Source organism: Actinopolymorpha rutila (genome assembly GCF_013407855.1).
GTDB classification, from domain to species: domain Bacteria; phylum Actinomycetota; class Actinomycetes; order Propionibacteriales; family Actinopolymorphaceae; genus Actinopolymorpha; species Actinopolymorpha rutila.
Genome location: NZ_JACBZH010000001.1, coordinates 4,367,148 through 4,382,764, shown reverse-complemented (window position 1 = coordinate 4,382,764; position 15,617 = coordinate 4,367,148). Strand labels below are relative to the sequence as shown.

15 protein-coding genes and 1 pseudogene are annotated in these 15,617 nt (G+C 69.0%); 9 read left to right on the top strand and 7 right to left on the bottom strand.

What is annotated here, in order from left to right; genetic code table 11:
* Positions 1 to 53 precede the first annotated feature (53 nt).
* The 4 genes and pseudogenes from F4554_RS19515 to F4554_RS34095 all read right to left on the bottom strand — a co-directional run.
* Positions 54 to 1,052, bottom strand: coding sequence for a phosphotransferase (locus tag F4554_RS19515; protein WP_337796306.1), 999 nt, complete (start codon positions 1,050 to 1,052; stop codon positions 54 to 56).
* Positions 1,053 to 1,150: 98 nt separating this feature from the next.
* Positions 1,151 to 2,260: a phosphotransferase family protein gene (locus F4554_RS19510; protein ID WP_238342164.1), complete on the bottom strand. Its 1,110-nt coding sequence runs from the start codon at positions 2,258 to 2,260 to the stop codon at positions 1,151 to 1,153.
* Positions 2,261 to 2,311: 51 nt separating this feature from the next.
* Complete coding sequence (locus F4554_RS19505) at positions 2,312 to 2,902, bottom strand: phosphotransferase (protein ID WP_337796109.1); 591 nt, start codon at positions 2,900 to 2,902, stop codon at positions 2,312 to 2,314.
* A pseudogene (locus F4554_RS34095) lies at positions 2,837 to 2,993 on the bottom strand (hypothetical protein); the annotation flags it as partial. The gene F4554_RS19505 and the pseudogene F4554_RS34095, both read right to left, overlap by 66 nt.
* Before the next feature lie 282 nt (positions 2,994 to 3,275).
* On the opposite strand from F4554_RS34095, the gene F4554_RS19500 reads away from it, so the two are divergent.
* Entirely contained in the window at positions 3,276 to 4,295 is a 1,020-nt protein-coding gene (locus tag F4554_RS19500) for a phosphotransferase (RefSeq protein WP_179788899.1), read from the top strand.
* A 40-nt stretch (positions 4,296 to 4,335) separates the two neighbouring features.
* Here the strand turns inward: F4554_RS19500 and F4554_RS19495 are convergent, their stop codons facing one another.
* Complete coding sequence (locus tag F4554_RS19495; RefSeq protein WP_337796108.1) at positions 4,336 to 5,589, bottom strand: Gfo/Idh/MocA family protein; 1,254 nt, start codon at positions 5,587 to 5,589, stop codon at positions 4,336 to 4,338.
* Between the two features lie 212 nt (positions 5,590 to 5,801).
* On the opposite strand from F4554_RS19495, the gene F4554_RS19490 reads away from it, so the two are divergent.
* Genes F4554_RS19490 through F4554_RS19475 form a run of 4 tightly spaced genes read left to right on the top strand, consistent with a single transcriptional unit; the run spans position 5,802 to position 7,584 of the window.
* Positions 5,802 to 6,263 (top strand): SRPBCC family protein, encoded by a 462-nt coding sequence (locus F4554_RS19490; protein ID WP_179788898.1) that lies wholly within the window; start codon positions 5,802 to 5,804, stop codon positions 6,261 to 6,263.
* Positions 6,260 to 6,616, top strand: coding sequence for a metalloregulator ArsR/SmtB family transcription factor (locus F4554_RS19485; protein ID WP_179788897.1), 357 nt, complete (start codon positions 6,260 to 6,262; stop codon positions 6,614 to 6,616). The genes F4554_RS19490 and F4554_RS19485 overlap by 4 nt, the downstream gene beginning before the upstream one ends.
* 60 nt (positions 6,617 to 6,676) lie before the next feature.
* Positions 6,677 to 7,105: a VOC family protein gene (locus tag F4554_RS19480; protein ID WP_179788896.1), complete on the top strand. Its 429-nt coding sequence runs from the start codon at positions 6,677 to 6,679 to the stop codon at positions 7,103 to 7,105.
* A 59-nt stretch (positions 7,106 to 7,164) separates the two neighbouring features.
* On the top strand, positions 7,165 to 7,584 hold the full coding sequence (locus tag F4554_RS19475; RefSeq protein ID WP_179788895.1) for a GNAT family N-acetyltransferase: 420 nt from the start codon (positions 7,165 to 7,167) through the stop codon (positions 7,582 to 7,584).
* 27 nt (positions 7,585 to 7,611) lie between these two features.
* Here F4554_RS19475 and F4554_RS19470 read toward each other — a convergent pair whose 3' ends face one another.
* Entirely contained in the window at positions 7,612 to 7,971 is a 360-nt protein-coding gene (locus F4554_RS19470) for a hypothetical protein (protein ID WP_179788894.1), read from the bottom strand.
* 947 nt (positions 7,972 to 8,918) lie between these two features.
* Between F4554_RS19470 and F4554_RS19465 the strand changes: the two genes are divergently transcribed.
* From F4554_RS19465 to F4554_RS19450, 4 genes are all read left to right on the top strand, one after another.
* Positions 8,919 to 9,785 (top strand): ATP-binding cassette domain-containing protein, encoded by an 867-nt coding sequence (locus tag F4554_RS19465; RefSeq protein WP_337796107.1) that lies wholly within the window; start codon positions 8,919 to 8,921, stop codon positions 9,783 to 9,785.
* Entirely contained in the window at positions 9,775 to 10,635 is an 861-nt protein-coding gene (locus tag F4554_RS19460) for an ABC-2 transporter permease (RefSeq protein WP_179788892.1), read from the top strand. The genes F4554_RS19465 and F4554_RS19460 overlap by 11 nt, the downstream gene beginning before the upstream one ends.
* 68 nt (positions 10,636 to 10,703) lie before the next feature.
* Entirely contained in the window at positions 10,704 to 11,891 is a 1,188-nt protein-coding gene (locus F4554_RS19455; RefSeq protein WP_179788891.1) for an FAD-dependent monooxygenase, read from the top strand.
* 61 nt (positions 11,892 to 11,952) lie between these two features.
* Positions 11,953 to 13,575 carry a carboxylesterase/lipase family protein gene (locus F4554_RS19450; protein WP_179788890.1) on the top strand — a complete coding sequence of 541 codons (1,623 nt, stop codon included), beginning with the start codon at positions 11,953 to 11,955 and terminating at the stop codon, positions 13,573 to 13,575.
* 110 nt (positions 13,576 to 13,685) lie between these two features.
* Here F4554_RS19450 and asnB read toward each other — a convergent pair whose 3' ends face one another.
* Positions 13,686 to 15,599 (bottom strand): asparagine synthase (glutamine-hydrolyzing), encoded by a 1,914-nt coding sequence (asnB, locus tag F4554_RS19445; RefSeq protein ID WP_179788889.1) that lies wholly within the window; start codon positions 15,597 to 15,599, stop codon positions 13,686 to 13,688.
* Positions 15,600 to 15,617: the final 18 nt, after the last annotated feature.

Here is a 15,617-nt window from a genome sequence, read left to right as displayed (position 1 = left end):
GCTCCCGGTGATCTGCCGCGCCGAGCAGGCCGTGCACGTGACGGTCGCAGCCTCTACTCGGCGGTGCGAAGGATGTCGAGCACATGTTCGAGGGTGGAGAGGTCGAGCGGGTTGGTGAGTGCAGCAGTGACCAGCCAGGCGGAGTTGCCGTCGTCGTGGTCGTCGGCCAGGTCGGAGGTGACCGCCTCGTGGACGTGGTTGAGGTGCGCGGCGGCGGCGTAACCGAAGTGGCTGAGGTCAGCGATGGCGCCGCTCCCTCCCCGAGCTCGGTACGAGCGCAGGAAGCGCGTGATCGCGTCCGTGTGGACGCCGTCCGGAGTCAGCCATTCGACGAGGGTCCGGCCCAGGATGAGGTCGCGGGAGCACAGCGCCGCGTCGTCCCAGTCGAGCAAGGCGAAGCCGGTGGAGGTGACCAGCACGTTCTTGGGCTGTAGGTCAGTGTGGAGCATGCTCTGGCGATCGTTCGACGGCGATCCCACGACTGCGGTCAGGTTGGCAAGCCGCGGTATCCGCGACTCGAGAACCTCAGCCCACGGCCGTCCTGCTCGATAGGCCTGGTCGAGCACCGCGCACCATTGCGCTTCGGTGGGGCTCTCGGTGAGCCATCCGGCCAGCCAGGGATCGAGAGGAGGAGGGTTCGGTGGGTCGGGTACGAGTTCGATCGCCGCGAGCGTCTCGCCGAGCCAGGCGGCGGCAGTCTCTGCGTCACGCCTCACCTCGCATGTCCGGCCGTCGATCCACGTGGCGACACTCACGTAGGTGACGTCTGCGGCGGCGTGGTCGTGAAGGCCGTGTAGCAGAGAACCAGTGGAGCTTCGGACGCTGCGTGGCGTGCGGACCCCGGCTCGACGGACCGCGTCTGCCAGCAGAGCGGACGCTTCCAGCCGCGTGGGTGTCTCGTCGTCGGGTGCGATGCGGAACTCCTTGACCGCGTAGCAGCCGGATGTGGCGTCCAGTCGCCAGATCCGTGACATCGGTCCGTCGGCGGCGTGCCCGAACGCTCGTACCTGACCCAGCGCGAACGCATCGGCGACCACCTGGGCCTGTCCCACGATCAAGGGAGATCCTCCTCGATGCTCAACATGCCCGGCGGGTGCGCACCACCGAGCCAAGCCGAAGACCGAGCTCGAACACGTCCGCGGTTCTGTGCTCAGTTGGCGAACGCCGGGAACATCGGCGGTGGTGGGTCAGCAGCGTCCGGCCACCGATCGATCATCGCGGTTTCGAGCTTTCGGAGCCAGCCCGTGAAGCCTGAGCCTTGTCCCGACCTCTCGGCCAGCTGAGAGTACGTCCTTATCTGCTGCACGATCTGGCCTCGCCTTCGCCAGCTGTCGTGTCGGGACTGGCCCGGACTCGCCACCATGGACAGTCGGGTGATCCGTCCGATCAGGGTGATGGCTGCGCCGTCTGCCAACAGCTGGTCGTATTCGTGCAGCAACGGTTCGGCGCCGCTGTGTGCGAGTGCACATCGGTACGCGCTGTCGGCGGACTCGATGACGGCCTCTGGGAGCAGGCCCCAGGGCTTGCTGTGGTGCGGGAACGGGTAGTGCAGGAAGGCGGCGTCGATTCCAGGGTGGCCGAACCGGCAACCTTCGAAGTCGACCAGGCGCGCACCGGAATCGGTCACCAGAACGTTTGTCGGGTTGAGGTCCATGTGCGTGAGGGCGGCAAGCGCGGCCGAGTCGTTGACCCGCTCGATGATCTGCAACACGTCGGCTCGTGCGGACCGCGCCGGGGGCAGATCCAGCTCGGTGCAGGCCTGCTCGACGACGTCCCAACGACGGCCGCCGAAGCTGTAGGCCAGGCCGGTGTCGACGTCGGCAGCGAAGGCGTCGAGCGTTCGCTGGTGATCGTCTCCCCGGTCGAGAGTCGACGCGTGCAGTCGGCCGACCGCCGTGGCGAGCGCGACCATGCCTGCGGCTGCGGAGTCCGGGTCGTCCGCCAGCAGGTGGTCCTGCAGGCTTGGCCATGCACCAAGGTCGGTCTGGATCACCGTGCCGGCGTCATCATCGACATGGACCACACGCGGGGCCACACCACTTTCCTCGGCCGTGCACAGACCGGCTGCTTCTCGTCGAAGGTACGCCGGACCTCCGTGGCCCTCGCCGTCCACGCGGCGGGTCTTGACCACGACCGTCGAACCGACGCCGGGGAGCTCACGATCGAGAACCAGGCGGCTGACCGGAGCCCACTCGTGACCGATGGGCTGTTCGGAGACCAGTCGGCAAGGCCGTCCCGCGAGTCTGGTCAGCACAGCCATCACGTGCTCACGACGAGCCGAGGTGAGTGGGTAGACGGGCATCACCTCAGGCTAGCGACACTGGGCGTCGAGGTCGGCGACCAAGGCGCGGATCTGGTCGCGTGAGCGTTGGATGCCGGGCTGGTCGAGCTCGTCCACGCAGAACGCCAGTGAACCCAGCGCGATGGTGAGTGTGTGCAGGTCCAACTGCCGCCGGTACGTCCTGTCGGCAGGGGCCCCGTAGCCGGCGAGTAGAGGTTGGAGATCCAGCCGTGGCTCGCGGACCCGGAGTACTGCCAGGTCGTGGACCGGGGTGCCGGACTGCCAGTCGCCGAAGTCGATGATCCCGCTCACCCTTACGGCTGCACCGTCCTGGCCGTCAGCGGTCACGAAGATGTGCTTCAGGCTGAGGTCCCCATGGCACAGCACCCATTGCTTACTGGGAAAGTCGCGGACGTAACCCTCCAGCAGGTCGAGCATCTGGTCGACCTGCGCCATCGAGAACCCGCCGGCGAGGATCTTGTCCCGTTCCGCACGCCGGGCAGCCAGTTCGGTGGCCATCGCGGTCGACCAGGAGAATCTCCGGAACAGGCACCCCGGCCGAACGCGCTTGCTCGACAGCCCACGCCTCGCGAACCGAGCTGGCCGCAAGGTCTCCGTCATCGAACCGGAGAATCCGGATCACCATATCCTGCTCGTCGGCACACCGAACCCGGTAGACCTCGTTCGAGTAGCCCTCCAGGATTCGATCCATCCGGTCGATCCCCGCTCCCACGGCACGGCGTACGAGCTCGGCCAGCACCGAGCGTGGCGTACTCGCCTGTGCGAGCTGCCATTCCTCGTAGGAGCCCAGCGGTGACATGCCGTCCATTCCAACAGCCTCGGCGCCCGTTGATCAAAGGCATTGCCGGACCGGCAGCGCTGGTGAGTGCCGGCGCTGCCAGGCGCAGGGGAGAACGCGCTAGGTCCTGGTGACGATGTGCGGCACTGTTGGCTGTCAGCGCGGCGGTACGTCGGAGTGAGGAGGAGGTCAGAGGTGAGCAGGTCGGACGGGGAGGAAGCGCCCGATGGGGCGCGGATGCCGAACACGCGGGTGGAGGCCGAGGCGCTGGCGCCAATGGTCGAGGAGACTTACGGGCTGGCGGGGCCAGTCGCGTGTACGTGGATCAGGCGAGGCTTCAACGACCACTACCTGGTGGAGACGCCGGTGGGGAAGTGGGTGCTGCGGCTGTACTTCAACCACAAGTACTGGATTTCGGGGCCGGGGGACTTTCAGTACGAGCTGGAACTGCTGCGATTCGTACGCTCGCGGGGAGTGTCGGTGGCGGCGCCGGTGGAGCGGCGAGACGGCAAGCTGCTGGGGACGGTAGACACGGAAGCGGGGGTCCGCTACTGGGCGCTGTTCGAGTTCGCCGAAGGTGAGACACAAGGCGATCTGACGGCGGCGCAAGGGCAGCTGCTGGGTAGGACGCTGGCCGAGTTCCATGCTGCGGCGGACGAATTCCGGCCGAGCAGTCCGTCGTACGGCAGGTACGACCTGGATCTGCGGTACCTGCTGGAGCAGCCGATGGAGCTGCTGGAGCGGTTCCTGGCCGAGCATGGGCGGCCGGGGACACGCCGGTTCGGAGCGGCGGTGACGGCGCTGCGGGAACAGGTGCTCGCGCTGCCGCGGGACGAGGGGCGGTACGGACTGATTCACGGCGACCCGCATCGGGGGAACGCGGCGGTGACCGAGGACGGGAGGGTGACGCTGTTCGACGTTGATCACGGCGGGTTCGGGTGGCGGGGATACGACCTGGCAGTGGCGACGTGGCGAGACGCGGATGAGGGATGGGCGCCGCGGATCGAGGCGTACGAAAGTGTGCGGCCACTCAGCGACGAGGAGCGGGCTTTGCTGCCGGTGTTCCGGAAGCTCAACGTGGTATGGGACCTGGGGGACGTGCTGGCGATGCGGGCGGCGTGGGGCGACGGTGCGGACGAGGCGTTCGGGGAGGAGTTCGCCGTGCGGGCGGAGAAGCGGCTGGGGCAGGTGTTCGAGGGGTGCTGGTGCCGCTGACCTACCGAGGCCACGTCTCCGCTCACGGGATGCGGATCGGTCAGGTGCTCTGGGCCTGGACGTCCTGGGGGATGGTCACGGTCACGTCGTCGTACTTGCCGTTCAGTACGTCGTCGAAGTTCACCGGCCGGCCGAGAGTGGCCGACACGTAGATCGAACGCACCAACGCCAGCGACAGCAGCGCCTCCTCGGTCGTGACCAGCGGCTGCCGCTGCTCACGGATCGCGGCTGCGATGTTGTCGTACTGGCGGGTGTGGCCGGCGGCGAAGGAGTCCGCCTGGTTGCGGCTGCCCGCGAACTCGTCGCCGCTCGGTCGCCGCCCGAGCACCGCCTCGGCCTGGTTACCGATGGTCCTGGCCTCGCGAAGGTTGTCCGAGACCTCGCCGTCGCCGGCGTGGAAGTAACGCAACTCGTCGTTGTCCTGGATTGCCGAGCCCAGTGATCCGTGCACCTGCAGCCGCGCGGTCAGCCCCGGGTAGGCGGCCGTTGTCATGTGGATGACGGCGAGGGCACCGGACTCGAACCGTACGGTGGCGGTGGCGGTGTCCTCGATCTCGATCCGCTCGTGGTCGAGTTGCCCGATGTGGGCGTAGACCTCGACCGGCCGGCCACAGAACCAGCGCAGCAGGTCGACGGTGTGGATTCCCTGGTTCATCACCGCACCGCCGCCGTCCAGCGCCCAGGTGCCACGCCAGTCGCCGGAGTCGTAGTAGCCCTGGCTGCGATACCACGCCATGCTGGCCACGGCGGAGGTGATCCGGCCGAACCTGCCGTCCGCGATCGCCCGGTGGATCAGCGCACTGCCCGGGTCGAAGCGGTGCTGGCTGATCACCGAGACGACCTGACCGGACTTCTCGGCCTGCGCGACGCGTTCGGCGAACGCGCGGCTCTTGGCGACCGAAACGTCGAGCGGCTTCTCGATCACCAGGTGCAGGCCGGCGTCGAGCACCTCGAGGGCGTTGTCGATGTGGTAGCCGCTGGGTGAGCAGACGACGGCCAGGTCCACAGTGCCCGACCCGATCGCCTCGGCGATCGAGTCGTAGACGACGGGTTCGTCGGCCCCGAGTGCGACCACCTGCTGCGCGAGCCGCTCCGACGCAGCCCTGTCGACATCCACGAGCGCGGTGACGGTGAAGTCGGGGTGCCGGGAGAGCACCTCGGCGTGCAGGACGGCGATCACGCCGCAGCCGATGATCAGCGCGCGGACGGGGGTATCGGTTCGGTCGAACTGGCCGAGTTCGGTCTGTCCGAGTTCGGTCTGGTCCGTCGCGGTGGTCGATGAGGGTGTGGTCACGAGACCTCAGTCCTGTCGTCGATGGTTCTGCGGGCTCAGTTCTCCAACGTTAAAGGGCATTCATCGTACTTCTCGGACCCGTGCCGGCTGCGGACGGCTTCGAGCCATCCGCTTGCGCGAGACCTTCCGGTCGGTCTCGCAACCGATGGTTGCGCGTCCTGGACCGCCCGGGTTAAAGTGCAACCAATGGTTGCGGGACGAGAGGCGTTGTCATGGAGTACGGCACCATCGCGCGCGAGATCCACATCGACGCCGCCCCCGAGGTGGTGTACGCGGTCATCACCGAGCCCGAGCACATCGCGCAGTGGTGGGGCTTCGACGCGGTGTTCCCGGCCGCGCCGGGCGGCGAAGGGCGGATGACCAGGCCGCGGCGGGACGGGTCCGGGACGCTCGCCGTGCCGATCCACGTGGTCGAGGCCGACGTGCCGCGGCGGTTCGTGTTCCGCTGGGCTCACCCCGAGGGGCAGCCTGCGACGCCCGGGAACTCCTTCCTCGTGACGTTCGACCTGGTGCCTGCCGAGGACGGGACGTTGTTGCGTCTGACCGAGGCGGGGTTCCGGGAGATCGGCTGGGAGGCCGCCCAGCTCGAGGCGCACTACCGCAGCCACTGTGCCGGCTGGGACCAGCACCTGCCGAACCTCGCGGCGTACGCGGCGGGCCTGGTGCGGTCGTGACCTCGGCGATCGACGACGAGCTGTGGGCGGCCATCGGCGACCCCACCCGGCGCCGCCTGCTTGACCTGCTGCTCGTCGACGGCTCCGGCACGGCGACAAGCCTGAGCGGCCATCTCCCGGTGACGCGTCAGGCGGTCGCGAAGCACCTGGGCGTCCTGGAGCGCGCCGCACTCGTCCTGCCCCGAAGGGACGGCCGCGAGGTGCGCTACGTCGTGAACGAGGCGCAGTTCTCCCGCGCCGTCGAGCAACTGGCGGCGGTCGGCGAGGCATGGGACGCACGGCTGCGTCGCATCAAGACGATCGCCGAGTCGATCCAGGCGGCGGGGTCCACAACCCGGGCGAAAACCGAGTAGGTGACTGGGGCTCCCGCTCCGCCACCTGGTCCACTCACACACACAGGAGAGTGCGTGATCATGACAAGAACAGTCTTCGGGAACCATTCAGCCCTTCGGGTGCCCCGGGCGGAGCGAGACAGAATCCGGCGCTTCTACCTCGACGTCCTGGGCTGCGAAGTCACCAGGGAGTTCGATGACAAGGACGACTTGCGGATGGGAGACGGCTTCTTTATCTCGTTTCTCTACGAACGCGGTGACGGGCGGGAGGTGGACGAAGGTGTCTCCTACGCCGCGGAGGACGTCCTGAGTGACGACGACTTCCTGAAGGCGATCTTCCTGGAGTTGAAGACCGACGACGTCGAGGAGATGCGGCAGAAGATCGTCGACTTCGGGGTCAGAGTGCTCGAGGTTCCTGACCCGCACCTGTACTTCCAAGCTCCTGGCGGACAGGTGTTTCGGCTGGTCGGCACCACCGAGGACCTCTCCAGGTATGAGGGCCGACCGTAGAAGCGTTCGCCGGACACGCAGACCCGTGGAGAGCGTGGGCGCGACAGGAAGGACCCTGGATGACGTACACCTATCTTGACCGTGTGCCGACCCCGCACGAGCACCGATCCTTGTCCGAGGCCGTGGGCTGGGGACATGCGTTCGCATGGGATGCGATCCCGGCGTCGTTGGCAGCGTCGACGACCGGTGTGGTCGTCTATGACCGCGCAGACCTGGTCGGCATGGGCCGGGTGATCGGCGACGGCGTTTTCTTCTTCTACGTTCAGGACATTGCCGTGCGGCCCGACCATCAGGGGCGTGGTGTCGGACATGAGATCACCCGCCGCCTGGTAGCTCGGATCGACGAGATCGCACCGCCCAAGGCGTTCATCGGCCTGTTCGCGGCCGGCCAGGCGTCGGACCTGTACGCGCGCCACGGGTTTGCCACGCACGAGGACATGACTGGCATGTTCCGTGTCGTCCCGGACCGTTCCGGGTGAAGGTGCCGTGGACTCTTTGTGGCGCGGTCACCAGGACGCGTTGATCGGCTTGATGAAGTGGTTGCCGTACACCACCCAGTGGTCGGTCCCGTTCTGCAGACCCTTGGTGTAGTCGTATCCGCCGACGGCTTTGCTGCCGATCACAGCACCCTTGCCGAAGTCCACGTGGTCGCGCCCCCGCAACCGCACCGTGCCGTGCGCCGGCTGTCCGGGCTGGATGTACTCACCGCCTCCGATCGTCTCGATCAGATGCGGGTCGGTGGGTGACACCCAGACCACCAGTTCGACGTGCTCGCGGCGGAACTCGTGGCGGTCGTAGAGCGTCTGGTCGAGCCACACCAGGGCGTCGCCGATGTGCGGGGACAGCCAGGTACTCGTCCGGCGCACCGACGGGCGAGAACCGCGCCTGATACTGACACTTGGGGTTGTCGCCAACGGCAGAAGGCGTCGCTGCCGCGGGAGCGGGCGACGCGGGCGGAGCCGCGGCGGAGGCAGTGCTCGGCCGACCGGCGTAGACCACGCCGAGCGCGGCGACCAAGGCGACGACCACCATCGCCAGGTGGCGCACTCCATGCCGCCGCCGGGCGGGCAGGACTGCCGTCTCGTGCGATTCAGGTGGACGGGAGACGGCAACCGATCGTTTCATGAAAGCCCCCATGGCCAAGTAAGAGATTCCTGTCCTCACGCCCAGGAAATCCGGACACTCGCGTTCGACGTCGAGCAGTGCCCGGGAAGCCTTGTCCTTCCGGTGAACACCTGTGCGCTCATTCAACAGCAGCCAACCAGCGGCGGCTTTTACCTGGGGTGCACAGTTGTTGATCCTGCGCGCGAAGTTGGCCCGGAATCCACCGGCCGGTTCAACGGCGACCACCCCACCGTGGCGTGGTCGAGGTCGTCGGCCCGGTGACGATTTCTGCCGCTACGACATGGGGAGTAGGGCGGAGGCGAGTAACTACGTCCCGGGCTGTACGGGAGCCCTGGGCCGCACGACAGGCTGGGCGCAAAGCTGCGAGACGGCATTGGTGGTTCTGCGCGGCACATCGCGGCCAGGCCGGCAGGCGGTACTCCGGTTGGCGCAGCACCGATGCCGCCGGACGGCGGATGAATCGGGAGCCCCGGTGCGGGCAGCCTTGGCGGGAACCAGCCGACGGCCGCACAAGCCGAGGTGTCCGCAGGTCGCCGACACCCGGAGCCTGCGGACTCTCCTTGGAAGGATGATCCACGTGACGGTCAGCTCCACGGCACCGCCCCAGGGGCCGGAAAGATCGAATACCGAGGCGGTGCGAACCGCCGGCCTGACGAAACGGTACGGAGACCGTACTGCCGTCGACGCCGTGGACCTGGTCGTCAGGACCGGTGAGGTGTTCGGATTCCTCGGGCCCAACGGCGCCGGCAAGACGACCACCCTTCGCATGCTCGTGGGGCTGGTCCGGCCCAGTGCCGGAACGGCCACCGTGCTCGGCCTGCCGGCCGGAGATCCGGCCGGTCTGCGACGCGTCGGCGCGCTCATCGAAGGGCCGGCCTTCTATCCGTACCTTTCCGGTCGGGACAACCTGCGCGTCCTGGCACGTCGCGCCGGCGCGAGTGCGGCCGCGGTCGACGCGGCGCTCTCCCAGGTCGGGCTGGCGGCCAGGGGCAGGGACCGCTACAGCCGCTACTCCCTCGGCATGAAACAGCGCCTCGGTGTCGCGGGCGCCCTGCTGACGGGGCCGGACCTGCTCATCCTCGACGAGCCCACCAATGGTCTCGACCCGCAGGGCATGGGCGACATGCGTGAGCTGGTCCGGTCGCTCGGACAGGCCGGGCACACGATCGTGCTTTCCAGTCACCTGATGGGCGAGGTGGAGCAGGTCTGCGACCGGGTCGGCATCATCGCCAACGGCGCGATGGTTGCGGAGAGCACCATCGACGACCTGCGCGGGCAGGGGCACATCGTGGTCGGAGTCGACAACGCGGCCCGCGCCGAAGCGGTCCTCGCGAAGGCGTTGGGGGCATCCCAGGTCCGTCTCGTCGGTGGCGCGGTCCAGATCGACGGACGAGCCGGGGACATCGGCGCCATCAACCACGCCCTGGTGTCACACGGGATCGGCGTCACGGAGATTCGTCGTCTCGAGCGCACCCTGGAAGAGGTCTTTCTCGAGCTGACGAGCTCCGTTCCGGGGACGAACTCCGCTGCGAAGGTGGCTCACGATGCGCGCTGACCTCACCGCCGACCTCACGGCTGACCTCATCGTCGTCCGCAAGCGTCCGACCTTCTGGATCCTGCTCGCCGCATGGCTCGTCCTCGACCTGGTGTTCGCCTATCTGCTGCCGGTCGTCGGCTACGTCTCGGGGAAGGGACGTCCGTCCGCTGGGCTGGCGACCGCGGAGATCGCCCTGCGCTCCGCACTGCCGGATCAGCTCGTTCCCAACGCCCTTGGCGGTATGGCGGTGTTCGGCGGTGCGATCGCGGTCGTCTTCGGGGCTCTCCTCGTGGGGAGTGACTATCTGGGCGGAACGCTCAAGGCCGCGCTGCTGCGGGGCAACGGTCGTACGTCCGTCACGACCGGCAGGCTCGCGGCGATCGCCCTGGTCGCGTTGTTCGGCGTCCTCGCCACGATGGGTGCAGGCGCGGCCAGCAGCGTCGTCGTCGCCTTGTCCACCGACAGGGTGGTGCACTGGCCGTCGGCCGGTCAGCTCGTCCTGGGCGTGCTCGGCGGCTGGCTGGTCATGGGGATGTGGAGCATGTTCGGGGCCTTCCTGGCCCATGTCGTCCGCGGTGTCGCGCTGCCGATCGGGCTCGGCGTCGTGTGGGTGATGGCGGTGGAGAACCTCATCACCAACGTCCTTGCCGACCTCGTGTCCTGGCTGCGTCCTGTCCGCGACCTGATGCCCGCCGCCAACTCCGGCGCGCTGATCCACGCGATCTCGGCGAAGATCGATCTCGGTGAGCCCGCGCCAGGGGTGAACAGTCTCGTCGGTGGTACGCACGCCGCGACAACGCTGCTGTGTTACGTGGCGGTGTGCGTCGTGGGCTCGATCCTGCTGGTGCGGGCGCGGGACCTGCAGTGATCGAACTCGATCTGCACTGACGCGCATCGATGGGCGTCAACGGGAATTTGACGGAAGGAAGTGATGAGATGACGATGCGACGAGCGGTGATCGCCGGTGGTGGGCTGGGCGGCCTCACTGCCGCCCTGGCGCTCCATCGGAACGGGTGGCAGGTACAGGTGCTGGAGCGCGCACCGGTACTGGAACCGGTGGGCTCCGGTATCAGCCTGTGGCCGAACGCGCTGCGCGCGCTGGACGTGGTGGGCCTCGGCGACCGGCTGCGGGGCGCCTCCGCGGTCGGCGGTGCCGGCGGCGTACGCCGCCCCGACGGCCGGTGGCTGGCCCGTTCCGACGTCGGAACTGCCGTACGAGCCAGGTTCGGCGATCCGCTGATCGTGGCGCACCGGGCCGAACTGGTGGCCATGCTGGTCGACGCATTGCCCCCGGACACCGTCCACACCGCGACGACTGTCACCGGTGTCGAGGACCTGTCCGGTGCCGAGCTCACCGTGCACACCGACAACGGGGACAGGGTGGCCGACCTGCTGGTGGCGGCGGACGGAATCCGGTCCGTGCTGCGCCGGCAGGTGGTGCCGGACCACCCGGGGCCGCGCTACGCCGGGTACTGCGCGTGGCGCATGATCGTTCCCGCGGTCGCCGGAGCGGCAGCCGGTTTCGAGACGTGGGGGCGGGACGGGCAGCGCTTCGCCGCTGTGCCGCTGGGCGATGCGCAGTGGTACTGCTATGCGACGGCGACCGTGCCTGCCGGCCACACCGGTGACGATCACATCGCCGACCTGCGGGACCGTTTCGGATCCTGGCACGACCCGATCCCCGCGATCCTCGCGCGGCTGCGGCCGGGAACGGTGCTGCGGCAGGACGTGGAGGAACTCGGCACGCCGGTACCCGCGATGCATGCCGGCCGGGTCGCGCTGCTCGGCGACGCCGCGCACGCGATGACACCGGACCTCGGGCAGGGCGGCTGCATGGCGATCGAGGATGCCGTCGTTCTCGCCGCCACCCTCCAGCAGGCACCGGTGGCGGAGGCGCTCGCTCTGTTCACCGCGCAGCGGCTGGCGCGCACCACGACTACAGCGACGCGGTCACGGCGCGCCGGACGGCTCTACCTGGCGCCCTATCCCGTTCAGACTCTCGCCGCCCGTCTGATGGGCCTGCTGCCGGACGCCGCCGTCGCCCGGGGCCTGGACTCCATCGTGGACTGGCGACCGCCGGGGAACGTTGGAAAGGAAGATGTTGATGATGGCCCGTCAACGTGACCTTGACGAAGCCGGGACCGGGCAGCGAGACAGCGTTCACGGCTTCCGCTTCACCATTTCCATGGTTGCGCTTGCGGCGCTCGTGGCCGGAGTCGTGGGTGCCGCATCTCCGGCGTCCAGTGCCGCCGCGACGACTCGCCGGCCGGTGGTCAGGGTGGACTCCGGTCTGCTGCGCGGCATGGTGGCGGCCGACCACCGCAGCTTCGCCGGCATCCCGTACGCAGCGCCGCCGGTCGGCGTACGGCGGTGGAGCGCTCCACGACCAGCGACGCGCTGGCGTGGGGTGCGAGACGCCACCCGGCCGGGCAGCAGCTGTCCCCAACTCGGCGGCGGCGGAACCGTGGTCGGCGCGGAGGACTGCCTGTACCTGAACGTCACCACACCGACTGTCGGTGCAGCGCGGCTGCCGGTGCTCGTCTGGCTGCCCGGTGGCGGGTTCGTGACAGGGGCCGGCAGCGACTACGACCCGACCCGGCTTGCGGTGACCGGCGGCCTGGTCGTCGTCACGGTCAACTACCGGCTGGGCGCGCTCGGATTTCTCGATCACCCTGCACTCGAGCGCACCAGCCCGGACGCGGGCAACTACGGCCTGGCCGATCAGCGCGCCGCGCTGGGGTGGGTTCGACGCAACATCGCCAGGTTCGGCGGCGATCCCGCGAACGTCACGCTCGCCGGCCAGTCCGCCGGCGGGTACAGCGTCTGCGCACAGCTCGCGTCGCCCATCGCGGCGGGCCTGTTCCGGAAGGCGATCGTGCAGAGCGGACCCTGTGGCAACCCGCTCCTGACCCGGGCCACCGCGTTGTCGCGAGGCACGCGTACGGCTGCCGAGCTCGGCTGCACGGACCCGGCCACCTCGCTCGCCTGCCTGCGGGCGCTTCCGGTCGACCGCTTGGTCGGGCTGGGCGCTGACCGGGTCTTCACCTCGACCGGCCGGATCGCGGACCTGCCGTGGGTGCCTGTCACCGGGACGTCCGTGCTGCCCCGCCAGCCGCTGGATGCACTACGGTCCGGGGGCGCGGCCCGGGTACCCCTGCTGATCGGCACCACCCGCGACGAGATGCGGCCGTTCGTGGCGTTGGACCACGACGCCCGCGGGCTGCCGGTCACCGCCGAAAGCTACCCGGCCGAACTGGCCGCCGCGTTCGACGACCCGGACGCCGTCCGGGCTCGGTACCCAGCGAGCGCGTACCCGAGCCCGGGTCTGGCTCTGGCGACGGCACTGACCGACTGGGGCGGCAAGCTCGGCTCGTGCCCGTCACTGGCCGTTGCGGACGGTGCTGTTGGCGGTAGGCACAGCCCGGTGCACGTCTACGAGTTCGCCGAAGACGGTGGCGCGCAGATCGCCGGTCTCCCGTTGGGAGCTCCGCACGGAGCCGAACTGCCGTACCTGTTCGACGGTCCTTTCGACGGTCCGGGTGATCCGAAGCTGACCCCCGCGCAGCAGCGGCTGTCCAGGTGGATGGTCGGGTACTGGTCCGCCTTCGCTGCCACCGGCGATCCCGACCGCGACCGCACCGGCCGAAACGACGGCGACACCCGGCCACGCTGGCCGGCATACCGCGGTGACGGGCGGGTGCTGGCGCTGGCCTCCGGCCCGGACGGCAGCAGCGTCGTCGACGCCGCTCGGGCGCACCACTGCACCTTCTGGTCCGCGGGCGCGTCGGTGTCACGGTCGCGGCGGTGACCTTCCGTCCCCACGGGCCTGACTCCGGCCGGGCGTACTGCGGGAAGCGTAGGGAGATGTGGAGGCGACTTCTCCGGTTCCGGGACCGCTGTCAAGGCGCGCTTGGCGCACTACGGAACGAGGACGCTTGGCTCGGCCGCACCCGACCCGGTCAGCAGCGGCGTGGGGTCGGTGTCGATGAACGCACGAAGCCAGAGTTCGACGTTGACCAGCCGCCAGAAGACCATCGTCTCCGCGGCCCCCTTGCCGGCCACGAGGTCGTCGAAGGCACGTAGGACGGCTTCCTGCCGCCAGTACGGCCGGCTCCCGAACGACGGCGAGCTGAGGATCTCCCTCACGCTCTTGTGGATCCGCTGGAACCAGGCGTGTTCCGGTGTGGTGAACCCGATCTTGTTCCGCCGGCGGTGCACCTTGCGTGGCAGCAGGTCGGCGGTCGAGTCGCGCAGCGCCCGCTTGTTCCAGCCCGCGCCGATGATCGCCGCATTGTCCATCGGCCACAGCTCCCGTAGCAGATCCATGTCGAGGAACGGCACCCTTCCCTCCATGGAGAAGCGCATGGTGTTGCGGTCCTCGTAACGCAGCAGGGCGGGCAGGCTCTGCCGGAACAGGTCGTCCTCCAGACGTCTTTTCACGTCGTCGCGGACCACCCGCAGCGTCTGTCCGGTGTGCGCGGCCGTGAAGTCGGGATCGAGCAGGTCGGTGACGGGAGTCCTGGTCCGCCGCCGCAGCGAGTCCTTGACCCGGAACCGCCCCAGCCGCCACAACACATCAGTGAAGCGGACGAGCTCGCGGGCAGCACGGCGGTTCCCGGCCGTGCGCCGGAGTTCGCGAAGATGGACGAGCACGTACGGCGCGTAGCCGGCGAGCAGTTCGTCCGCGCCCTGCCCGTCCAGCATCACCGTGACGTGCCGGCTTGCCGTGCGCATCACGCAGTACTGCGCGTACGGGCCGGTGGAGATCACCGGTTCCTGCTGCGTACGAACGAAGTCGGTGAGCTCGGCCACCAGCCCTTCGGGTTCGGGATACACCTTGTGCACCCGCAGCCGGTCCGAACAACGGGCGGCGACCGCATCGACGTAGCGTTCCTCGTCGTTGATCTGGCCCGGGAACACCGCGGAGAACGTCTGCTGGCGTGGGCCGAGCGCACCCGCGTCGGCGGACTGCTCCCCGAGCAGGCGGTCGAGGTTGGCCACGATGGTGGAGGAGTCCAGGCCGCCGGACAGTGCCGTTCCCACCGGTACGTCGCTGACCAGCCGGAGCCGGATCGCCGTGGTCAGGGCCTGCGCGAACCGCTCGCGCGCGGCGGTGTCGTACGGCTGCGGCCGCGACGCCAGGTCCCGCATCTCGGCGTAGAACCGTGTGTAGGGCTCGACTGTCGCGGTTCCGTCGGGTTCGACGATCGCCAGGTGCCCGGGAAGCAGCCGACGAATGCCGTCGAAGAACGTTCGTTCGGTGTCGTCGTGTACACGGTGGCGGAGGTAGCGGTAGACGGTCGTCTCGTCCGGGCGGCGGGGCAACCGGCCGGTGGCGAGCAGCGCACCGATCTCGCTGGCGAACAACGTCTCTCCACCCGGCCCGGTGGCCAGGTGCAGCGGCTTGATCCCGAACTGGTCACGGGCCAGGACCACCCGACCGGTGACGGTGTCGGCCACCGCGAGGGCGAACATGCCGTTGAACCGGTCGAACGCGGCCGTACCCCAGCGTTCGTAGGCGGCCAGCACCACCTCGGTGTCGGAGTCGGTGCGAAAGCTCCGTCCGGCTGCGGTGAGCTCGGTGCGCAGCTCCCGGTAGTTGTAGACCTCGCCGTTGTAGGTGAGGGCGTACCGGCCGTCGGGGGAGACCATGGGCTGGGCACCCCCGGCGCGGTCGATGATCGCCAGCCGCTGGTGGGCGAGACCGAACCCCGGCCCAGTGAAGACCCCGTCCCCGTCCGGGCCCCGATGCCGCTGGGCGCGGGTCATCGCGATCAGGACATCCGCCCCTGTCGCCTCGTCCAGGCCGACGTAACCACCGATGCCGCACACGCGAACTCCTCCCGTCGC